Here is a 22,179-nt window from a genome sequence, read left to right as displayed (position 1 = left end):
GATCTCAAGACCACTGCCCCAGCGTCAGGCGTTCGTTGCCGCCGTAGTCGCGGCAGGTTTCGACAGCGGCGTAGCCTGCCTGGGTAAACAGTGCCCGCACGGATTCTCCCTGCGTCCAGCCATGCTCCACGAGCAGCCAGCCGCCGGGAAGCAAATGCTCTCGTGACGTTGTCACAATGTGATCAAGATCGGCTAATCCCGCGTTGGCGGCCACGAGCGCCGTTAGCGGTTCGAAGCGAACATCTCCCTGCACAAGGTGCGGATCATGTTCGTCAATGTAAGGAGGATTGCTGACAATCATCGCAAATGAGCGGTTCTCCAGCGCGGCAAACCAGCTGCTTTGCAGCACCGTTACGTTGCTGAGCCCGAGACGTTCCACGTTACGCAGCGCCAGCGCCACCGCGTCGGGCATCACATCCACTGCCGTTACATCGCAGTCAGGCCGCTCGCTGGCCAGCGCCAGCGCGATAGCACCTGTTCCCGTCCCGAGATCGAGAATGCGGCAGGCCGCTGCGGGTAAACGTGCCAGCGCCTGCTCAACCAGACACTCGGTATCCGGACGCGGGATCAGCGTTGCCGCCGAGACGTAAAGCGGTAGCGACCAGAACTCGCGCTCACCGACAAGGTGGGCCACCGGCTCGCCGTATTTACGGCGGGCAAGCAGCGCGGCGAGCCGTGCTTCCTGCTCTGCGGTCAGCTCAGTTTCGCCGAATGCCAGCAGGTACGTGCGGGCTTTACCCGTCACATGCTCAAGCAAAATTTCGGCGTCGCGCTTCGGGCTTTCGCTTTTGGAAAGCTCAGCGGCCGCCTCACGTAACCAGCGCTGAAAATCCATTATTCCTGCTCGGACAGCGCCGCCAGCTGGTCGGCCTGGTATTCCTGCACGATAGGCTCAATCAGCATATCCAGCTTCCCTTCCATCACCTCGTCCAGACGGTACAGGGTCAGGTTGATACGGTGGTCGGTTACGCGCCCCTGAGGGAAGTTGTAGGTGCGGTTACGGTCGCTGCGATCGCCGCTGCCCAGCAGGTTACGACGCGTAGAGGCTTCAGCCTGCTGACGCTTCGCCATTTCCGCCGCGTGGATGCGCGCGCCCAGCACGGACAACGCTTTGGCTTTGTTTTTGTGCTGCGAACGTTCGTCCTGACACTCCACCACGATGCCGGTCGGCAGGTGGGTAATGCGGATGGCGGAGTCGGTGGTGTTAACGTGCTGACCGCCCGCCCCGGAGGAGCGGAAGGTGTCGATGCGCAGGTCCGCAGGGTTGATGTCCGGCAGTTCCGCTTCCGGCAGCTCCGGCATCACCGCCACCGTACAGGCGGAGGTATGAATGCGGCCCTGAGATTCGGTGGCCGGAACGCGCTGCACGCGGTGACCGCCGGATTCAAACTTCAGACGACCGTATACGCCGTCGCCGCTGATCTTGGCGATAACCTCTTTGTAGCCGCCATGTTCGCCTTCGTTGGCGCTCATGATCTCCACGCGCCAGCGGCGCGATTCGGCGTAGCGGCTGTACATGCGGAACAGATCCCCGGCAAAGAGCGCCGCTTCGTCACCGCCGGTACCGGCGCGCACTTCGACAAACGCGTTACGTTCATCGTCCGGATCTTTCGGCAGGAGCAGCACCTGAAGCTGCTGCTCCATCTCTTCGGAACGCGCTTTTGCATCCTGCAGCTCTTCCTGCGCCATCTCGCGCATCTCAGGATCGTCGAGCATCATCTGCGCGGTTTCAATATCTTCCTGAACCTGTCGCCAGTCGGTAAAGCATTTTGATACATCACTCAACTGCGCATATTCACGCGAAAGCGCGCGAAAACGTTCCTGGTCTGCGATAGTCCCGGCATCGCCGAGCAGCGCCTGTACTTCTTCATGGCGCTCGTGCAGAGCTTCCAGTTTAGCGACGATAGAAGGCTTCATAGGCGTAAGTGCACCTTGTCTTAGAAAATGGGTATAGGGCGCTATTCCAGCCCGAGGCTGTTGCGCAGAATAGTCAGGCGTTCATCATCCCCGTCACGGGCAGCCTGTTGAAGAGATTTGGTTGGCGCATGGATCAGGCGGTTGGTCAGCTTCCACGCCAGATCCTGCATAATCGCCTGCGCGTCGCCGCCCTGTTCCAGGGCCGCTAACGCTTTGGCAGTCAGGTCATCACGCACCTGCTCCGCCTGCCCGCGGTACTCGCGGATGGTCTCGCTGACGCTTTGCGCGCGCAGCCAGGCCATAAATTCGCTGGTTTCCTGCTCAACAATGGTTTCCGCCTGCACCGCCGCCGCTTTACGCTGGGCGAGGTTGTGCGAAATAATGCTTTGCAGGTCATCCACGCTGTAAAGATAGGCGTTAGCCAGCTTGCCAACCTCTGGCTCAACATCGCGCGGAACGGCGATATCCACCAGCAGCATTGGCTGATTACGGCGGGATTTCAGCGCACGCTCCACCATCCCTTTACCGATGATCGGCAGCGGGCTGGCGGTAGAGCTGATAATAATGTCCGCCTCTTTCAGACGTTCATCAATATCGCTCAGCGCAACCACCTCGGCACCCACTTCATCCGCCAGCACCTGCGCGCGTTCGCGGGTGCGGTTCGCGATAATCATCTTTTTCACTTTATGCTCGCGCAGATGGCGCGCCACAAGCTCGATGGTTTCGCCCGCGCCTACCAGCATCACGGTGACGGTCGACAGGGATTCAAAGATTTGCCGTGCAAGGGTACAGGCCGCGAAAGCAACAGAAACCGCACTGGCACCAATGTCGGTTTCGGTTCGCACACGCTTCGCCACGGAGAAGGACTTCTGGAACATACGCTCCAGCTCGCTGGCCTTGAGATGTCCTTTCTGGGAATCTGCGAAGGCTTTTTTTACCTGGCCGAGGATCTGCGGCTCGCCCAGCACCAGCGAATCCAGACCGCTGGCGACGCGCATCAGATGGCTGACCGCATCGTTATCCTGATGCCAGTACAGGCTGTTGCGCAGCTCGTCTTCGTTGAGATTGTGGTAGTCACATAGCCAGCGGATCAGCGCGTCGTGCAGGTTATCCTGCTCTTCCACGCTCAAATACAGCTCGGTACGGTTGCACGTCGAAAGCACCACGCCACCCTGCACCATCGGCTGTGCAAGCAGGCTGTCCAGCGCCAGGTCAAGCGTATCCGGCGAAAACGTAACGCGTTCTCGCAGCGAAACCGGGGCCGTTTTGTGGTTGATGCCGAGTGCTAATAGGGTCATGTTGAGCGGGAGTAGTACCAGCGTTAATAAGGTTAGCAGGACGCATCATACAGGATGCGCGAGATCAATAAAAGAGACCGCCTCCTTTCGGAGTAATAGGTTACTCAACGCTTTGAGATAATTTGAACGTAGACGGTAGCACTGCGGGGCGCTAGCATTAACAGTTATAACTGCAACGTATCTCAAGGATTTGTCCTCATTATGACCCGACTGATTCGCCTGCTGCCGCTGGCAGCACTGGTTCTGACCGCCTGTACTGTCACCCAACCAAAAGGCCCGGGCAAAAGCCCTGATTCACCGCAGTGGCGTCAGCACCAGCAGGACGTCCTTAATTTGAAGCAGTACCAGACGCGCGGCGCCTTCGCGTATCTCTCTGACGAACAAAAGGTTTATGCCCGCTTCTTCTGGCAGCAAACGGGGCAGGACAACTATCGCCTGCTGCTGCTGAACCCGCTTGGCAGCACCGAGCTGGAGCTTATGGCCAAACCGGGCGAAGCGCAGATCACCGATAACAAAGGCCAGCACTACACGGCGACCGATGCCGAAGAGATGATTGGCAAGCTGACCGGGATGCCAATTCCACTGAACAGCCTGCGCCAGTGGATCCTCGGCCTGCCGGGCGAAGCGACCGACTATACGCTTGACGATCAATACCGTCTGAGCCAGGTCAACTACATCCAGAACGGCAAAACCTGGAAAGTGGTGTACAGCGCCTATGACAGCAAGAGTAAACCGTCGCTGCCATCAAACATGGAGCTGACCCAGGGCAGCCAGCGCATCAAGCTGAAAATGGACAACTGGATCGTTAAATGATGACCCACTGGCCTTCTCCGGCAAAACTGAACCTGTTTTTATACATCACCGGCCAGCGTGCTGACGGCTATCACACTCTGCAGACGCTGTTTCAGTTTATTGACTATGGCGACACGATTGCCATCGAGCCGCGTCAGGATGGGCAGATTTGCCTGCTGACGCCGGTCGACGGCGTGGCGCATGAGGACAACCTGATCGTCCGCGCCGCGCGCCTGCTGATGAAAGCCGCCGCGGAGTCGGGCCGTCTGCCGGCGGGAAGCGGTGCGGATATCCGCATTGAGAAGCGTCTGCCGATGGGTGGCGGTCTCGGCGGGGGCTCATCCAACGCCGCCACCGTGCTGGTTGCGCTGAACCACCTCTGGGGCTGCGGGCTGTCGACGGATGAACTGGCTGGTTTGGGCTTAACGCTGGGCGCAGATGTCCCTGTGTTTGTTCGCGGCCACGCGGCCTTTGCCGAGGGCGTGGGCGAGATCCTCTCCCCGGTCAACCCGCCGGAGAAATGGTATCTGGTTGCCCACCCCGGCGTGAGCATTCCGACCCCGGTCATCTTTAAAGATCCTGACCTGAAAAGAAATACCCCGGTACGGTCAATAGAAACGTTATTAAATTGTGAATTCAGCAACGATTGCGAGGATATCGCAAGAAAACGTTTTCGCGAGGTTGATGCGGTGCTTTCCTGGCTGTTAGAATACGCGCCGTCGCGCCTGACCGGTACAGGGGCCTGTGTCTTTGCTGAATTTGACACCGAATCCGCTGCCCGTCAGGTGCTTGAGCAAGCGCCGGATTGGCTGCATGGTTTTGTAGCGCGCGGGATGAACACCTCCCCCCTACAGCAGGCCATTCTGGCGCAGACTGAGTTTCGGTGACAACGTCACCCTGTTCCAGACGTTGCATCGCGCTCTTTAATACACCGCCTGGATAGCCTTCGCTTAGGCCCCGCAGTTTGCGGCGAACGCTATCCACCACTGGACGCATGCCTGAGGTTCTTCTCGTGCCTGATATGAAGCTTTTTGCTGGTAACGCCACCCCGGAACTAGCACAACGTATTGCCAACCGCCTGTACACTTCCCTCGGCGACGCCGCCGTAGGTCGCTTTAGCGACGGCGAAGTCAGCGTACAAATCAACGAAAATGTACGCGGTGGTGATATTTTCATCATCCAGTCCACCTGTGCTCCAACAAACGACAACCTGATGGAACTGGTTGTTATGGTCGACGCTCTGCGTCGCGCTTCCGCAGGCCGTATCACTGCTGTTATCCCTTACTTTGGTTATGCCCGCCAGGACCGTCGCGTCCGTTCCGCGCGTGTGCCAATCACCGCAAAAGTTGTCGCTGACTTCCTGTCCAGCGTCGGCGTTGACCGCGTACTGACCGTTGACCTGCACGCAGAGCAGATCCAGGGCTTCTTCGACGTCCCGGTTGATAACGTATTCGGCAGCCCAATCCTGCTGGAAGACATGCTGCAGCTGAACCTGGATAACCCAATCGTGGTTTCTCCGGATATCGGCGGCGTGGTACGTGCCCGTGCTATCGCTAAGCTGCTGAACGATACCGACATGGCGATCATCGACAAGCGTCGTCCGCGCGCTAACGTTTCTCAGGTGATGCACATCATCGGTGACGTGGCTGGCCGCGACTGCGTGCTGGTTGACGACATGATCGATACCGGCGGTACGCTGTGTAAAGCTGCTGAAGCGCTGAAAGAGCGCGGTGCCAAGCGCGTGTTCGCTTACGCGACCCACCCGATCTTCTCCGGTAATGCCGTGAACAACCTGCGCAACTCCGTCATTGACGAAGTTGTGGTATGCGATACCATCCCACTGAGCGACGAGATCAAGGCACTGCCAAACGTGCGTACCCTGACCCTGTCCGGGATGCTGGCCGAAGCGATTCGTCGTATCAGCAACGAAGAATCCATCTCTGCAATGTTCGAACACTAATCGAACACGGCCAAAAAACCCGCTGCGGCGGGTTTTTTTGTCTCTGGGTTTTATTTGTATGATTAATGCCTCCTTCACCTGCCATTCACATGACAGATGATGCGCACACGGATGATAGATAATTGTGAAAAACGTAGCCTCCTCACATGTTCTGCCCTTTCGCGCCCTCATCGACGCCTGCTGGAAAGAGAAGTACACCTCGTCACGCTTTATCCGTGACCTGATTGCCGGGATCACCGTCGGAATTATTGCCATCCCGCTGGCGATGGCGCTGGCGATTGGCAGCGGCGTTGCGCCACAGTACGGTCTGTATACCTCGGCCGTTGCCGGGATTGTTATTGCCCTGACGGGCGGCTCGCGCTTCAGCGTCTCCGGCCCGACCGCCGCCTTTGTGGTGATCCTCTACCCGGTTTCACAACAGTTTGGTCTGGCAGGCCTGCTGGTTGCCACCCTGATGTCCGGCGTCTTTTTGATTCTGTTCGGTCTGGCCCGTTTTGGTCGCCTGATTGAATATATTCCCCTTTCCGTGACGCTGGGGTTCACCTCGGGGATTGGGATCACCATCGGAACCATGCAGATCAAAGATTTTCTCGGTCTGCAGATGCCCCACGTCCCGGAGCACTATTTACAAAAAGTGGTGGCGCTGTTTATGGCGCTGCCAACGGCCAACCTGGGCGACGCCGCCATCGGAATAGTCACCCTGGGGACGCTGATCGTCTGGCCTCGCCTCGGTATTCGCCTGCCGGGCCATCTGCCCGCCCTGCTGCTGGGCTGCGCGGTGATGGCTGTCGTCAATATGTTCGGTGGTCATGTCGCGACTATCGGCTCGCAGTTCCACTATGTTCTGGCGGACGGTTCGCAGGGTAACGGCATTCCACAGCTGCTGCCGCAGCTGGTGCTGCCGTGGGACATGCCTGGTTCGAGCTTCACCCTGAGCTGGGATTCCCTTCGCGCCCTGCTGCCCGCCGCGTTCTCTATGGCGATGCTGGGAGCGATTGAATCCCTGCTGTGCGCTGTGGTGCTCGACGGCATGACCGGCACCAAGCACAAAGCCAACAGCGAACTGGTCGGTCAGGGCTTAGGCAACCTCATCGCACCATTCTTTGGCGGGATTACCGCCACGGCAGCCATCGCCCGTTCTGCGGCAAACGTGCGCGCAGGTGCGACCTCCCCCGTTTCAGCGGTTATCCACTCCGTGCTGGTGATTCTGGCGCTGCTGATCCTTGCCCCACTGCTCTCCTGGCTGCCGCTTTCCGCCATGGCCGCCCTGCTGCTGATGGTGGCCTGGAACATGAGCGAGGCGCATAAGGTGGTGAATCTGCTGCGCCGTGCGCCGAAAGACGACATCATCGTGATGCTGATCTGCATGTCGCTGACCGTGCTGTTCGATATGGTTATCGCCATCAGCGTCGGGATCGTGCTCGCGTCCCTGCTATTTATGCGCCGCATCGCGCAGATGACGCGCCTCTCGCCGGTTAACGTGGAGGTGCCTGAGGATGTGCTGGTGCTGCGCGTGATTGGCCCGCTCTTCTTTGCCGCGGCGGAAGGATTGTTCAGCGATCTGGAGTCCCGCATCGCGGGGAAACGGGTTGTGGTGCTGAAGTGGGATGCCGTCCCGGTTCTGGATGCCGGTGGTCTGGATGCCTTCCAGCGCTTTGTTGCACGTCTGCCGGAAGGCTGCGAGCTGCGGGTCAGCAACCTGGAATTCCAGCACCTGCGCACCATGGCGCGTGCGGGCGTGCAGCCGATCCCTGGCCGCCTTGCCTTTTATCCTAACCGTGAAGCCGCGTTAGCGGATCTGTGAATTATCTGATGCAGAGAAACGTCTCTGCATCATCACCCCGATCGCCTGCTGGAGCCATGCAAGCACGGCAGGCGTCATCCAGGTTCCTTTCATCAGATGCGGCTCCTGCTGCATAGCCGTACGAAACTTTTGCTGGGTCTCGGGGTTGGTGCCTGCGTAGGACTGGAACAATGCCAGCCAGTTTTCAGCCAGCTTTTGCGCCTCCGCCGAGGCAGGATCGGTATTTTCACGCTGCGCCTGATGCAGTTTCGCCACCAGCGGCGGCCACTCCATCATGCGGTCAAAATAATGTGCCCGGGTAAAGGCCATCTCTTCGGCAGTGAGATACTTCTCCCATATCCTGAGCTTAGATTCCGCAAACGCGCGCGTGATGTAATCTGTCATCTCCGGGGTGATGCCGGTCTGCGCCTGCATCTGTGGCTCTACGCTGTGCATCTCGTTCAGCCGGGTGAGAAACTCCGGCTTGCCCGCCGTGTCCTGTTCAAGACGTTCCATCCAGCGCGTCGCCAGATCCATCGCCCGCGTGTCAGTAACGGGTATATCCTGTTCCAGCAGCGCGTTAGCCTCTGCCACCAGCCCTGACCAGATAGCCGCCAGCGCATCCTTCTGTACCGCAAACGGCAGCTGCTGTAACTCTTCTTTGCTAAACCAGCGATCGTACATATTCATTAACTCCAGAGTCTGTAGCCAGGACTCCAGATCCGGCGTCGCATCGTCGGTAAGCCCGGTACGCAGCTCCACCAGCCGGTCGCGCAGCGTGTGTATGCTGCGCAGCTGTTTATCCAGCAGCGTGATTTGCGCATCGAGTAGCTCGGTCAACGACAGCGACTCCTTTTCCAGAAAATCCCTGATTTCAGCAAGTTCCAGCCCCGCTTTTGCCAGCGCCTGGATCATGTGCAGACGCTGGACATCCGCCAGGTTGTAAAGCCGGTAACCTGCCGCGCTTCTGGCAGAAGGCAGCAACAGCCCTGTTTGCTCGTAGTGATGCAATGTCCGCACGGTGATACCGGCTCGTTTCGCCAGCTCACCCACCTGAATCAACATAACTGCTCCTTTTTACTTTGCCAGTGCCACCACTCTGGAGCCTTACGTTACGTGAGGGTCAATATGCTATGCAAAAAAAAACGACTCCGGATGGAGTCGTTTCGATGTTCTTAATCAGGCACTAGCTGTGCTTATGCTGGTCACGACGACAGCGTTTGTCGTAGTGGCGCACCCACCAGTATTTATCGCAGACTTCCTCATGTCCGCTTACGCGCGCCCCGGCGAGCCACAATACTGCACCGAGGAAGATGCTCAATACCGCGCCATGCGCGAAGTATTGTGGGAGATCAAGTTGCGGCAGTTGGTTTAAAATGGAATAACCTACGCCGACTACCATCACGAACAGTCCCAACCCCATTAGCACGTTACCGAGCATCGAAGCGTTTTTGCGTTTCATATGTCACCTCCGGAACTTTGGGTTGTCAGGGGAAAAGCCCCTAATCCTTGTGTGTAAAGTATAGACAACGCCCCTTTTATGAGTTGCGTGAATGATCACAATTACGGATAACGCACAAACAAAAATTTACAAATAAGGCGTTGAACAGCTTGAAATTCTAATTGTTCAGATGAGTAATTATTCGAATTTCGCTGGGATAACCGCAGAATTTTGTCAAGCGGCGCGCCAGACAGTAAACTACGCGCCAGATCTGGAACCCATTAGGAATTGAATCGTGACGATTAAACTGATTGTCGGCCTCGCCAACCCGGGCGCGGAGTATGCGGCCACCCGCCACAACGCCGGAGCCTGGTACGTCGATCTGCTGGCCGAACGGTTACGTGCTCCCCTGCGTGAAGAACCAAAATTCTTCGGCTATACCTCACGTATCAACCTTGCTGGCGCGGATGTTCGCCTGCTGGTGCCCACCACCTTTATGAACCTGAGTGGTAAAGCGGTGGCGGCAATGGCAACGTTTTATCGCATCAATCCGGATGAAATTCTGGTGGCTCACGATGAGCTGGATCTCCCGCCTGGCGTAGCAAAATTCAAGCTGGGCGGCGGACACGGCGGTCACAACGGTCTTAAAGACATCATCAGCAAGTTGGGCAATAACCCGAATTTCCACCGTTTGCGCGTGGGAATTGGCCATCCGGGCGATAAAAACAAAGTTGTCGGTTTCGTGCTCGGTAAACCCCCGGTTTCCGAACAAAAACTGATTGACGAGGCGGTAGACGAAGCGGCGCGCTGCACTGAAATCTGGCTGCAAGACGGCTTAACCAAAGCGACAAATCGCTTACACGCTTTCAAAGCGCAATAATCCGCCCGATACGGCTTTTTTACCGCGCGTCATGCGGGTTACGTGTATAATAGGCGTAGTTATTTACTTTTCATCAATCGGTTATCGTTAACGGATTGATTATCAAGATATTAAGGTGATTTAGAAATGGGATTCAAATGCGGTATCGTCGGTCTGCCAAACGTGGGCAAATCCACCCTGTTTAACGCGCTTACCAAAGCGGGTATCGAAGCGGCGAACTTCCCGTTCTGTACCATCGAACCTAACACCGGCGTTGTGCCAATGCCGGACCCGCGTCTGGACCAGCTCGCGGAAATCGTGAAGCCGCAGCGCATTCTGCCAACCACCATGGAGTTCGTGGACATCGCGGGCCTGGTAAAAGGCGCATCCAAAGGTGAAGGCCTGGGCAACCAGTTCCTGACCAACATCCGTGAAACTGAAGCGATCGGCCACGTTGTGCGCTGCTTCGAGAACGACAACATCATCCACGTAAACAACAAAGTGGATCCGGCTGACGATATCGACGTTATCAACACCGAGCTGGCGCTCTCTGACCTCGACACCTGCGAACGCGCCATTCACCGCGTGCAGAAGAAAGCGAAAGGCGGCGATAAGGATGCGAAAGCGGAACTGGCTGCGCTGGAAAAATGTCTGCCACAGCTGGAAAACGCGGGCATGCTGCGCGCGCTGAAAAACCTGACTGACGAAGACAAAGCGGCGATCAAATACCTGAGCTTCCTGACCCTGAAGCCAACCATGTACATCGCCAACGTTAACGAAGACGGCTTTGAAAACAACCCGTACCTGGACAAAGTGCGTGAAATCGCCGCGGCGGAAGGTTCTGTGGTTGTGGCGGTTTGCGCTGCCGTTGAATCCGATATCGCAGAGCTGGACGACGCCGACCGTGAAGAGTTCATGGCCGAACTGGGTCTGGAAGAGCCGGGCCTGAACCGCGTGATCCGCGCGGGCTATGAGCTGCTGAACCTGCAGACCTACTTCACCGCTGGCGTGAAGGAAGTGCGTGCATGGACGATTCCTGTGGGTGCGACTGCGCCTCAGGCGGCCGGTAAGATCCACACCGACTTCGAAAAGGGCTTCATTCGTGCGCAGACTATCGCGTTTGAAGACTTTATCACCTACAAGGGTGAGCAAGGCGCGAAAGAAGCTGGCAAGATGCGTGCGGAAGGGAAAGATTACATCGTTAAAGATGGCGACGTGATGAACTTCCTGTTTAACGTTTGATTTGTTTTGAATGAAAAAAATCCACGCTTTGGCGTGGATTTTTTTATAGAGTAACGAACTTATCCCCTTTTGCGCAGGTAGAACTCTAGATATTTTTTAGGTCTATCCTGAAACGCACGCTCTTTGCCGTAGTTATAAGCATCGTTAAAATATTTGTACGCTTCATCGAATTGATTCAACTCGTAACAGACCATACCCAAGTCGATTAACGGTGCAGTGTCTATATCCGATCCACGTGTCCGTAAAGTCGTCTCTCCCCATTTCTTTGCCTCAACGTAATCCGCAAGATCAAAATATGCGCTGTACATGCACGCAGAGATCCAGTTGGCGAGTTCCCATTCAAGCTTTGGTTCAGGGAGAGCTTGCCATGCTTTTTGGTATTGCTCTAAAGCCTCGGCGTATTTTTTGTCATCGTGAAACTCGTTTCCTTTTTCAACAAAGGAGTTAATTTTGGATTCAATTTTTGGGTCTTCAAGATCTTTCATGGAACAATGCTCCTTCATTGGAAATATTGGGACTTTTCCTTTGGGCCAATAAAATCAAGGGAATCTTTATATCTTTCCGGTAGCACTGCTCCCTGAGACCGATTGTGCCATAATATTCAAGCTCATACTTCCTGGAATCTCTCATAAAGGCTCTGACCTCACGAGATTTAGGACCATAGTAGCCACCCTTCTGATTCCAGTATTTAACTGCATCTGTTAAATGAGCCATGTCCGCATCCTGAATACGGTACCATTTACCATCAGTTGAGCTTTTAAATTGCATCCTATCGCCCGTACCATGAATACGTCTTTCTCCTCGCATTCGTGCAATTACTTCACGTCAAGTTTTACTGTTTTTTCCCGGGGGTCTTCCCATAAATTTCTGACATTGCAGGTAAAGACGTCCCGGCGATGCCATCGCCCAAGGCGGTCTTACTCGCTACGGGGATCAGCCGCCACTGGGGGCTTTACTCAGGGTAGAGTTGTTCGTCGCGAGTATACTGACAGCTTATTGAACACAAGGGTAAGCAAGGCGCGAAAAAAGCAAGCAAGATGCGTGCAGAAGGAAAAAAAATAGTGTTAAAAATGGCCACGTAGTGAACTAATTAATTATTTAACATTTTTTTGGATGAAAAAATCCACGCCAGGGCGTGGATTTTCATTCAGAGGTAAACACCCTCTTCTAATGAGTTTTCAGTAAACGTTGCTTTTGTAAAGGAAATTAGCACATCTGAACCATGCTTTTTATATTTAACCTCGTAACTACCTGGTTCTAAAGTAATAAACTCGCCTGAAATAGCATCTGAATCATCTGGCTCCAGATCTCCTCCAGTGACATCCTCTCCCGCCCCTATGAAAACCTTTCCAGTAGGTACGTTTAAAAATAACGATCCGGTATATTCACCAATGTCACTTTTAATATCAACTTTATAGTTACCATCATCTCCAAGATTGAGAAATAATACATTCCCTTTATTTATTTCTTCAACTTCATCTTCTGGAAGACTCCACCAATCTGCATCATCATTAATCCTATGCTTTAATGACATCAAATCATAAATCACTAATGTGGCAGTATCCGTCTGTATATTAATAGATTTATTCATTTTACCCCCTATTGAAATATTATTTCACTGATGGCATCTCCGGGCTGAAGCCCCGCCTTTCTGCCTGCATTTTTCAAAGAACTACCTACACTTTTATTAATAGTTTCATTCAGCATTTGTAATCTTTGTGTAGGCGAACCTCCAACAATTAAATCAACAGGATGATCAGCGTTTAACTTACTTAGATCAGGTGCTGAACCAAACATTTTTTCAAAACGTGCAGAAACAGCCTGCCTGTAAGAACTTTGCAAAGATGAAATCCTAACCTCATGGGTGCCAGGAGACCAAACTAACTCTCCTCTTTGAGCCGCTCGGTTTAAAGCATTCATTTTTTTCATAAACTGTCTTTCGAGGAATTTTCTCTCAGTTGATGACAGCTTTGTGCTGCTTAAAATCTTCGGTTTATTGACAGTTAAGCGGGTACCTCCAGAACACCTACTCAACCCCCACGGATCCACCCACCCCAGCGCATTCGGCGCATACTGGTAAAGGTTTATCCCCCCCGCCAGCCCTATCGGGTCCTGCTGCGTAAACCTTCCGCAATCCGGGTCGTAATACCGGAATAGATTGTAGTGCAGCCCTGTCTCACGGTCCAGGTATTGCCCCTGCATCCGCAGGTTCTGGGAATATCCTGATAGCTGCGTCTCGCTTTCCCGCAGCAGCTTGCCCCAGGCGCTGTTCACGCCTTCCCAGCGCACCTGCCCTTCGCTATCCGTCATCCGCTCCGGCGTGCCGTTGGGCTGGCAGTGGAACCAGAAGATCTCCGGCGCTTCCAAGCCATCAATACGCGCCAGCGGATCGTAGCTGTCCTGATCGCTGTAGACGTAGGTGAGCGGCACATCCCCGTGAACTTCCTGCAGCAGGCGGAACCCTTCCCAGACAAACCGGGTGGTGACCGGCTTGCCGGTTGGCTGTCCACCCAGCATCTGGCGTCGCGTTTTGCTGATGCGTCGCCCGAGCGGGTCATAGCGGAAGCTGACCTGCGTCTGCGGCCTGTTGCGATCCCGCGGCTGGCTGACCACCTCCGTCAGGCGGTGCTCACCGTCGTAGCGGTAGTGCCAGCGGGTCTGGCCGTTATCTTTCTCCACGGTGCGTCCGTGGACGTCATAGCGCCAGCGAATGCCGTTGAGCTGCATCAGGCGGTTGTGCGTGACCTTCTCAGCAGAGCCTTCCAGCGGGTTACCGGCTGCATCCCAGCGCCACTGCTCCTGGCCGGGTAGCGTGCCGTCCTGAACCAGCAGACGCCCGGCGCTGTCGTACTGCCAGCGGTACCAGCTGAACGGGTTATCGTCCCGCTCTTCCCTCACCAGGTTATTACGGTAATCGTAATCCCAGCGGCGGGACCAGCGGCGCGGCGACGGGCGCTGGGCATTGCCGGTAAAGACGTCCCGGCGATGCAGTCGGCCAAGACGATCGTATTCGCTGCGGGTGGTCAGCAGCCCCTGCGTGCGGCTGGTTTCACGGTGAAGCTCGTCGCGGGTAAAGTCGGAGACCGACAGCTTATCGAGGGCAATGCTGAGCAGATGCCCGCTGCCGTAGTAGAACTGTTTCAGCTCGCGGCCATCGGGCAGCGTGACGGAGGTGCGATTGCCCAGCGCATCATATCCCCACGCCAGCTCACCATGCTCGCCCGCTTCGCTCGTCACGCGGCCGAGCGCGTCATACTCAAAGGCGAGCTCCTGCTCCGCCTCGGTGCTCCACGCGTCGGCTGAAAGCGCCGGATGCAGCCCAATGCGGCTTAACAGCCCGGACGGCGTGTAGTGGTAGCGGGTCTGCCCTTCTGGCGTGGTGCGGGCGACCATCTGGCCGCTCGCGCTCCAGGCGAAGGCGTGGGTGATAGCTTCCGGATGACCGGCGGCAAACGTGCGCGCAATCGTGCGTCCGCAGGCGTCATAGCGATACTGTGAGGCCACGCCATCAAGCCCTACCTCTTCCAGCAGCAGCGAGTCAGCGCCCCAGCGGAACTGGTACGCTTCGCCGTTTTCGTTTTCCAGGGCAATCAGACGCCCGCGGCTGTCCCAGCGGCGACGGACCTCTTCACCCTGCGTATTACGGGTGGCGGTTAAGCGCCCCGCCTCATCGTATCTGAACTCGCTCTCTTTCCCGTCGGCGCCCGCGTGCCTCACCGGCAGGCCACGTTCGTTCCATTTGAGCGACTCCGTCCAGCCTTCCGGGCGATCGAGCTGCACCGGGCGCCCTGCGGCGTCGTAGCGGTAGCGCGTCTCTTCACCGTCGGCGCCTGTCTCAGCCACCAGCCAGCCCAGCGGGTGATAGCGATAGCGGGTAATACGCCCGGAACAGTCCGTCGAACGGACAATCTGCCCGGCCTCGTTGTACTCCTGATAGCGGCTGTTGCCGGCGGCATCGATCTCTTCCACAACCTGGCCAAACTCGTCCCGGCGCAGCTGCGTGGTCTGCCCCAGCGGATCCACCACGCGCTTCAGCCCGTGGTGTTCGTCGTACCAGAAGCGGGTGGCGCTGCCGTCGGCTTCGATAATGGCCGAGGGAAGCGCGCGGTGCTCCAGCCAGGTGGTAGTGCGGGTATTGCCGTCGGCATCGGTTTCCTGCACCCGGTTGCCCATCTCGTCGTAGACGAAGGTGACGGCATTGCCGAGCGGATCGATGCGACGCGTCAGAAGCTCGTTATCGTCCCACTCGTAGCGCCAGTTTTCACCGCGCTCGTCGACGTAACGCACAATCAGATTCTGCGCGTTCCAGTAGTGGCGTCGCGTCTGGCCGTCGTAGTGCTCGACGGTCGTCAACCCCGCGTCTAAATCGTAGCTAAAGCGGCAGCCATCGCCGGTGCTGGTGCGGTTTTCCACCACGCGCCAGTGATCGAATTGTTTCCAGCGGTATTCGCTCTCCAGCCCCCCCGGCAAGCGGTGCCAGACCATCAGGCCGTGGTCGTTGTAACGGTATTCACGCGTCACCACGCCGGAGGCGTCCGTCGCGCTCGCCAGCTGGCCGCGCGCATCGTAGCCCCACTGCATCAGCGGCCAGGTTTGGTTGCCGTCGAAATGGCTGGCTGCGGTAACCCGCTGCGGGAAACGCTCATCTTCATAGCGCAGGGTGACGTCTATCGCCCGCGGCTCGTCGTGAAGACCAACCAGCCTGCCGTACTCGTCCCACGCCGTCAGCAGCGCGTTGCCGTATTCATCGCTGAGGGAGGCCAGACGCAGGATGGATGGATTCGCCCGGGTCGGTTTGTACAGACGCCACACCGCGCCGTCATCGTCGGCAATCGCCACGTCGCCGCTCTCATTGCAGCGGATAATGATGCCTTCGCTGATGCTGTAAAACGCCTGGTCGACAGGCGGCAGTTCAAAGCTCAGCTCGCGCCCGGTTTCATCGAACCAGGTCGCATTGTTATCTTCCAGCGTCAGATAGCTGTCAAAGGTTGTAGCCCAGCCCAGACCGAACAGCCCTTCGCGGGTGGTCAGGCTGTTATAGCTGCGCTGCCAGCGCAGCGGAAAGCGCCCCGGCAGCGAGAAATCGAGCTCGTCGTCGTCATTCAGCACCTTCACGCCGGTGGCGGCGTGAACCGGGTGCGAGGAGCCAAACACGGCATTCACCGCCATATCCGCCAGCATCCCACCGCCTGCCGCCGCCAGCGCGCAGGGCATGTTTTTCAGGATCTTGCCCGGACGCCCGCGCAGCAGGGAGAGCGCAATCATCCCCAGCGCCAGACCCGGCGTTTTACCGCTTTTGATATCGCGGACCGTGAGCGTGTCCCCGCCGATGATCACGTTAGGAGAGACATCGTCGGAAACGGTGCCTTCGCAGGTGGTGCGATCTTTCGCGCGCACCGCAGGCTGGCCGTTGATGAAGACGCTTTTGGAGCCTTCCGCCAGATACTGCGGCCCGGAGTGTTTTTCACACGCCACCTTGTCTTCTTCCAGCGGCGAGGTTCCCGCAGCGGCAGAGGCCACGCTCGGCTGCCACATTTCGCTGCCAAACTGTCCGGCGGCGGAAAGCAGCATGCCCGCGTAATCGGCAAAGCTGCCCGGCGACTGCGGCTCAGGGGGCGGGGTATCGGCGGGCGTGAGCGTGCCTGCCGCGCGCGCGGCAGGGATTGCGTTGGTCAGAACGTTGTTCGAACCGGTGGTGATTTTGCCCGCAGGCGACGGCGGGAAAAGCGCATTACCTAACCCTTCCGCGGCATTGCTGATATCGTCTGTGATCCCCGCCACGTTCGCCAGCACACCACCGATAATTCCGCTTAACAGACAGCTGGACCCAATCGCCGCCACGCCCGCTGCGGCGGCTCCGGCACCGAGCAGTGGCGCCGCAGCCGTAGCCGCCAGCCCTACCGCCGCACCGATCACCGCATAGGCGGCACCTTCCGCCACAATGCTGGTGATGTCAGCAAAAATGCTGGAGTGAATAATCTCGTCGCCCTTGCGGGCCGCGTTGTTATCGCTCATGCCTTACACATTCCGGTTGTCGTTTAGCGTCAGACTCTGCTTAAGCGCGCTCCAGCGCACCTCGTCCTCTTCAGTGAATGCTCTGAGTGCCGAGAGGGTAAAAATCATCAATACCGGTTTGCCCGGCGTCTGCACGGCCAGCTGTTTTTGCCACAGACGCTGCCCGTTGCGGTCAAAGGTGGTCTCGACTTCCAGTCCGCTAATTTTTCCATCAGGCCCGGCTTTTACGCTCCGGAATTCGCTCTGGGCAATCTCACCCATCTGAGGACGCAGCACGTCCCACTGGCGGTGAAACTCTTGTTCGTAGTCGCTGCCGTCCGGGATAACGCCGCGGCTGACCACCACGGACAGCCCGCTTTCGTCATCGCGAATGATGTTCATGCTGTTATCCTGCCAGGCAGCAGGAAAAAGGGAAAATGAACCTTCCTGGAGGGTGTATTTCATAAGTGAACTCGGGATGATTAATATTGAGAGAAACAAAAGAGGCCAATCCATGCTGGCCTTTTGGCTGGCTTTTTTATTTAAGCCACTGACCTGACTGTTCGACTAAAACATGACTGCCTTTGCTGACAACCAATTTCACAGGTGCATACGTCACGGTATAAGCGATCTCGCCATTCTTGTACGTTGAGCCGATTATTTTACCTGCGGAGTCGTGTAACGTTTTACCCCTTAAGGAGATCGTACTGTTATCGCTTTTGCGCACGCCGAGATAAACCATCTCGTCACATTTGCTCTCAAAATGGCCGCATTTGTTTATCAGCGAAATAGTTAATTTATCGGTGTCCAGTTTTCTGGTTTCCGCGTTTTGAACCGAAGCGGCTTTACGTAATGTATACCGCAGCGGGGCATAGTAATTTCCTTTTTGAGGAGGAGTAACTAAACGCCATTCCATTTCACGCCCCTTTATTTCCAGAACAGCCCGTCCACCTACGCCGCCAAACGATGAGTTGAACTCAACGCTGGCACGATTGCCAGCGATCGTACCGCTAAGATTTTGCTCATCATCTTCCGGGCAATCTATGCGGTTTCCTCTCTGGGAGATATAGCAATAAGAGCCGATGATCCGGTTGTCTGATTCAGCTAACCGCAGGGTTAACGTCGAGTCGTTCTTGTATTCGCCAGCCCACTCCCCGTCAAATACGAGTTTTGATTGGCCGAACGTTGCAAAATGCATCGCATCAAATCTGGCTGCCCACTGCTGAATATCGGCATGAATAACCGGGCTATTATCAGATGACTGGTAATGAATAACGTCCGACGTCGGAACCACCCAGGCTGCAAAGATTTTGCCGTCAGGATTGATGACCAGCGCGGATGCATTCTCCTGATAGAGATCTTTTAACCAGCCTTCAACAAACAATCCGCCACCTGTGGTGGTATGCGGTTCACCGAAGACATCAAAGTTATCAATAAAGGTCTGGTAATGATTTCCCAGCGTTTTCCTGAGATTGTCAGTCACTTCGCTGTCGTTAACGATTTGACTGACCGTATCGAGCTTGTTGTATTGGGATAATTCAAGCGCCGTTGACGTTTCAACGAGACCTGTCAATAAAGCGGTGAACAATATGGCTGCCAAATGTTTTTTGCTCATAAATTACTCTGAAGAGCCATTGTTGTAATTCATGGTTATTTTCAAAACGTCGCCGTCTTTCATCTCAAACGAGAGCGCTTTTTTACCCAACTCGTAGGTAATCCACTGTTCCCCCGAATCATTGTCGACCTGACCGGTACCGTATGCGCTGTTCAATTCCTCTCTCGTTGAACCCACATGGATACCACGCGGCGTTGCGAAGCCTTCGGCAGTCACCGTAATTTGAGACACGATATAATCATCAACGCTTCTTTCCGCTTTATCCCACCAGAGATTGGAACTGAATATTTCTAACCCAGCCCTTTGATGCTGGAAGAATTTATAATTAGTTCCGTCAAAAGGAACCTCACCGGTAAAACTGCCTTCCACCGGCACGTCAAATTTAAGCGCGATATTAGGAGCCCATCTGTCGCCCAGGGCGATGGACTGGTCTTTGACCTTCACGGAAAAATCCTTTTTTGTCAGAACGGGCGGCATAGCCTCTGCCAAAACCACATTGCTACTCAGACAACTAAACATCAGGGAAAAACAAAGAAATATAGGCGTGTGTTTTTTCACGTTTATCGTCACTAACTTGATGTAAATTACGCTTTTCATGAATACTGCAAACCGGCAGCGAAATATCCGTGCCGGCATGAAAACACAACACTTATTAACGATCGTAACGCGACATAACGACTCTATTTAGGCATTCCTGGTTCATTACCGGAAAACTAAATGCCCATGCAAGTCCTCTCTCATCAGTAACGGTTCGGTATCCAACTGATTGTCCTGCGGTATTCCCACGAGGAATGTTAGAAATTTTAACATCAGGGAAATGAGTTTTGACTTGTTCGAGCGTAATGCAAGGCTGTTCGATTACAAACGAGATAAGTGAAACACTATTATCTCCATTTCCCCATAAACGAACATCTAAATCGCTGATACGAGTTCCATCAGATAATGTGAATGGAACTGACGTATATCGGTCTTTCACTTCTGGATTTTTTTGGACCAGTGGTTGATGGAAAAGTTTACTGACATCCTCGGTCTGTTTTCCCCAGACTGTTTTGAGTTCTTTAACAATATTCCATAACGAATCTTGGTTCATGTTTTTTTGTCCTGCGTAAGAAAAAGATGAAAATAGTGGGAGCAAAAAGAGGATGGTATTTTTTGTCATTCTACTTACCATAGAACCCCCCGTAATAATCGCTGTAATTGAGATCGGTACCCGAAGCTATTTCGCCTTTACCGTAGACTTTACCTATAGCTTTTGCAGCGTCAACCCGCGACAGCTCTCCACTTACCATTTTATCATAGGCTGCATTGTAAGCTTTGAGATTTTCCGGGCTTCCTGCTATATCAATATCAATACCGCCATTTCCCAGAATTTCACGCTGTATTTTAATATTATTCAAGGTTGCACCACCTTCATCCATAAGCTGGCTGTTAACGAAATTTTCTTTACTAGAATAGTCCGCTGGAACAGGATATGTTGCATGCCCTGCTTCATGAGCCAGTGTTTGTACTGTATTGGCCGTGTCTTCCATGTGTTCGGGATCCATAACGATCAGTTTATTATCCGAATCAGTATAACTTCCCCCTCCAGTCGCACCTGGTTGAATCGCCCATCCCTTGTCTTTCAAATCTTTTAGCTGAGTTTGAAGGGTCGGTGACTTGTTGATTTGTTTAACAACATCATCATTGAAAGGCATAACGTCTGAGCTATTCGGATTGTTTTTATAAACATAATTCCCTTTCAAAGGCGGGGCTGTTGTTGACGCCGAAGCTGGAGCAGGTTTCGATTGGCCTGCTGCTGGAGCCGCAGCGGGGGCAGGACGACTAGCGCTCTCTTGCGGCGAAAACTTCGCCTGCACCGCCGCATCAATATCCCCTTTATGCCCCGATCCCGGTGCCGTTGTGCCCGGCTTGGTTCCCGAGGTATTCAGATGCAGCTTACCGCCCGTGGTGATATACCCATCTCCCTCAACGAAGAAGTTAAACTCTTTGCCAATCAGGTTAATCTTGCCGTTAGCGTTAAGCTCTATGGCGCTTTCACCTGAGACCAGCCTCAGCTTCGTCCCGGAAGCAATAACAAACTGCTCTACCGCCGCATCCAGCTTGCCTTTCCCCGTCAGGATCTCGGTTCCACCTTTCACCGCTTGAGTCTGGTTTGCTTCCACACGATGCAGCTCATTTTTCTTCACATAATGGCTGCGCGCCCCGCCGACGCTGTGCGTTTCATCATTTTTAACGCTGGTGTCCATGTTGCGCTCGGCCTGGATCCATACCTGTTCTGCGCCCGCTTTATCCTCAAAGCGCAGGGCGTTGGCGTTGTCCACGGAGCCCCCTTTCGTGCGGCTCATAAAGCCCATCTGCGTCGCCGCAGCCGGCAGCGCCCACGGCGGCATGCTCGCGTCGTTATACACGCGGCCGGTAATAATCGGACGGTCCGGGTCGCCGTTGATAAAGTCCACCACCACCTCGTCGCCNGAGCCCCCTTTCGTGCGGCTCATAAAGCCCATCTGCGTCGCCGCAGCCGGCAGCGCCCACGGCGGCATGCTCGCGTCGTTATACACGCGGCCGGTAATAATCGGACGGTCCGGGTCGCCGTTGATAAAGTCCACCACCACCTCGTCGCCGACGCGCGGGATCTGCACCCCGCCGTAGCCCTGGCCCGCCCACGCGCTCGACACGCGAACCCAGCAGGAGCTGGTGTCATCGCCCTTCGCCAGCCGGTCCCAGTGGAACTTCACCTTCACCCGGCCATATTTGTCCGTCCAGATACTCTCGCCCTTCGGCCCCACCACCTTCGCGGTCTGCGGGCCGTAGGTGCGTGGCCACGTCGTGCTCTGCGCCGGACGGTAAACCACCGCCGACGGAATGACCGTGAAATCGGTACGGTGTATGGTCTCCCCCTCGCCGCTGGCGTAGCGGTTCTCCTCGAAGTGGTAGCCCGCCGCCGTCACCAGATACTCCCCGTTGTCGCTGAAGAACGGGGCGTTGGTTAACGTGAAGGTGTGCCCTGGCGCTATCCCCGCCGCCGTGGCGGTGGCCTGAATCTGTTGGTGCTCAACCTGCCAGCGCTCCTGACGGATACGGGCATAGAACTCCCCGTGACCTTTGTCCACAAAGCGACCCGGCCAGTCGTACACGTCGATGCTGCCCGGCTTCGGCGACGCCGGGTTCTGCTGGGCCTGGAACAGCCACGCGTTCGGCTTGCGGAAGTCATAGTCGTCGAGGCTGTAAATCCCCGGCGTCACGCTGTCCTCCAGCGCCCACTGGCTGATGCCCTCTTC

At 55.6% G+C, this 22,179-nt stretch carries 20 protein-coding genes; 6 read left to right on the top strand and 14 right to left on the bottom strand.

The genetic code is table 11. The features are described 5' to 3' along the window. Positions 1–4: 4 nt before the first annotated feature. The 3 genes from prmC to hemA are packed head-to-tail and all read right to left on the bottom strand — an operon-like array spanning position 5 to position 3,215. The gene (prmC, locus tag A6013_RS07775; protein ID WP_069732821.1) at positions 5–835 is read right to left on the bottom strand and encodes a peptide chain release factor N(5)-glutamine methyltransferase; all 831 of its coding nucleotides are present in this window, start codon (positions 833–835) and stop codon (positions 5–7) included. After that, the gene (gene prfA, locus A6013_RS07770; protein ID WP_021240360.1) at positions 835–1,917 is read right to left on the bottom strand and encodes a peptide chain release factor 1; all 1,083 of its coding nucleotides are present in this window, start codon (positions 1,915–1,917) and stop codon (positions 835–837) included. The genes prmC and prfA overlap by 1 nt, the downstream gene beginning before the upstream one ends. A gap of 41 nt (positions 1,918–1,958) precedes the next feature. Then, positions 1,959–3,215, bottom strand: a complete 1,257-nt coding sequence (gene hemA, locus A6013_RS07765) for a glutamyl-tRNA reductase (protein ID WP_021240361.1) — start codon at positions 3,213–3,215, stop codon at positions 1,959–1,961. Between the two features lie 201 nt (positions 3,216–3,416). Between hemA and lolB the strand changes: the two genes are divergently transcribed. The 4 genes from lolB (at position 3,417) to dauA (ending at position 7,771) form a co-directional block, all read left to right on the top strand. Next, the gene (lolB, locus tag A6013_RS07760) at positions 3,417–4,028 is read left to right on the top strand and encodes a lipoprotein insertase outer membrane protein LolB (protein WP_069732820.1); all 612 of its coding nucleotides are present in this window, start codon (positions 3,417–3,419) and stop codon (positions 4,026–4,028) included. Then, positions 4,025–4,894 carry a 4-(cytidine 5'-diphospho)-2-C-methyl-D-erythritol kinase gene (ispE, locus tag A6013_RS07755; protein WP_028013463.1) on the top strand — a complete coding sequence of 290 codons (870 nt, stop codon included), beginning with the start codon at positions 4,025–4,027 and terminating at the stop codon, positions 4,892–4,894. The genes lolB and ispE overlap by 4 nt, the downstream gene beginning before the upstream one ends. Before the next feature lie 125 nt (positions 4,895–5,019). Beyond that, positions 5,020–5,967: a ribose-phosphate diphosphokinase gene (gene prs, locus A6013_RS07750; protein ID WP_003856663.1), complete on the top strand. Its 948-nt coding sequence runs from the start codon at positions 5,020–5,022 to the stop codon at positions 5,965–5,967. Positions 5,968–6,091: 124 nt separating this feature from the next. Then, positions 6,092–7,771, top strand: coding sequence for a C4-dicarboxylic acid transporter DauA (dauA, locus tag A6013_RS07745; protein WP_069732819.1), 1,680 nt, complete (start codon positions 6,092–6,094; stop codon positions 7,769–7,771). Here dauA and A6013_RS07740 read toward each other — a convergent pair. Both A6013_RS07740 and ychH read right to left on the bottom strand, forming a co-directional pair. Continuing rightward, positions 7,757–8,815, bottom strand: coding sequence for a MerR family transcriptional regulator (locus A6013_RS07740; protein ID WP_069732818.1), 1,059 nt, complete (start codon positions 8,813–8,815; stop codon positions 7,757–7,759). The two genes, dauA and A6013_RS07740, sit on opposite strands and share 15 nt — an antisense overlap. A 121-nt stretch (positions 8,816–8,936) precedes the next feature. Beyond that, a complete protein-coding gene (ychH, locus tag A6013_RS07735; RefSeq protein WP_028013466.1) occupies positions 8,937–9,212 on the bottom strand; it encodes a stress-induced protein YchH in 276 nt (91 codons plus the stop codon). 274 nt (positions 9,213–9,486) lie between these two features. Here ychH and pth point away from each other — a divergent pair, with 274 nt between their 5' ends. Together pth and ychF are read left to right on the top strand one after the other, a co-directional pair. Further along, positions 9,487–10,071: an aminoacyl-tRNA hydrolase gene (pth, locus tag A6013_RS07730; RefSeq protein WP_008499504.1), complete on the top strand. Its 585-nt coding sequence runs from the start codon at positions 9,487–9,489 to the stop codon at positions 10,069–10,071. A 126-nt stretch (positions 10,072–10,197) separates the two neighbouring features. Next, complete coding sequence (gene ychF, locus A6013_RS07725) at positions 10,198–11,292, top strand: redox-regulated ATPase YchF (RefSeq protein ID WP_003856650.1); 1,095 nt, start codon at positions 10,198–10,200, stop codon at positions 11,290–11,292. Positions 11,293–11,351: 59 nt separating this feature from the next. On the opposite strand, the gene A6013_RS07720 is transcribed toward ychF, so the two are convergent. From A6013_RS07720 to tssI, 9 genes are all read right to left on the bottom strand, one after another. Beyond that, on the bottom strand, positions 11,352–11,777 hold the full coding sequence (locus A6013_RS07720; RefSeq protein ID WP_063437393.1) for a hypothetical protein: 426 nt from the start codon (positions 11,775–11,777) through the stop codon (positions 11,352–11,354). Next, positions 11,764–12,006: a hypothetical protein gene (locus tag A6013_RS27530; protein WP_248035325.1), complete on the bottom strand. Its 243-nt coding sequence runs from the start codon at positions 12,004–12,006 to the stop codon at positions 11,764–11,766. Before A6013_RS27530 ends, A6013_RS07720 begins: the two co-directional genes overlap by 14 nt. A 433-nt stretch (positions 12,007–12,439) precedes the next feature. Further along, positions 12,440–12,883: a DUF6386 family protein gene (locus A6013_RS07710; protein WP_063437391.1), complete on the bottom strand. Its 444-nt coding sequence runs from the start codon at positions 12,881–12,883 to the stop codon at positions 12,440–12,442. Positions 12,884–12,891: 8 nt separating this feature from the next. Then, positions 12,892–17,307 carry an RHS repeat-associated core domain-containing protein gene (locus A6013_RS07705; RefSeq protein ID WP_248035326.1) on the bottom strand — a complete coding sequence of 1,472 codons (4,416 nt, stop codon included), beginning with the start codon at positions 17,305–17,307 and terminating at the stop codon, positions 12,892–12,894. Positions 17,308–17,310: 3 nt separating this feature from the next. Continuing rightward, a complete protein-coding gene (locus A6013_RS07700; RefSeq protein WP_047366812.1) occupies positions 17,311–17,751 on the bottom strand; it encodes a DcrB-related protein in 441 nt (146 codons plus the stop codon). A 73-nt stretch (positions 17,752–17,824) separates the two neighbouring features. Beyond that, positions 17,825–18,901, bottom strand: a complete 1,077-nt coding sequence (locus A6013_RS07695) for a hypothetical protein (protein WP_069732816.1) — start codon at positions 18,899–18,901, stop codon at positions 17,825–17,827. 3 nt (positions 18,902–18,904) lie between these two features. Then, the gene (locus tag A6013_RS07690) at positions 18,905–19,498 is read right to left on the bottom strand and encodes a hypothetical protein (RefSeq protein WP_180216842.1); all 594 of its coding nucleotides are present in this window, start codon (positions 19,496–19,498) and stop codon (positions 18,905–18,907) included. 55 nt (positions 19,499–19,553) lie between these two features. After that, positions 19,554–20,060 (bottom strand): hypothetical protein, encoded by a 507-nt coding sequence (locus tag A6013_RS25120; protein WP_223824751.1) that lies wholly within the window; start codon positions 20,058–20,060, stop codon positions 19,554–19,556. Position 20,061: 1 nt separating this feature from the next. Next, a partial coding sequence (tssI, locus tag A6013_RS27525; RefSeq protein ID WP_254677881.1) for a type VI secretion system tip protein TssI/VgrG occupies positions 20,062–22,179 on the bottom strand: 2,118 nt, incomplete at its 5' end.

Source organism: Enterobacter sp. IF2SW-B1 (assembly GCF_001743375.1).
Classification (GTDB): domain Bacteria; phylum Pseudomonadota; class Gammaproteobacteria; order Enterobacterales; family Enterobacteriaceae; genus Enterobacter; species Enterobacter bugandensis.
This window is presented reverse-complemented; position numbering and strand designations above follow the sequence as displayed.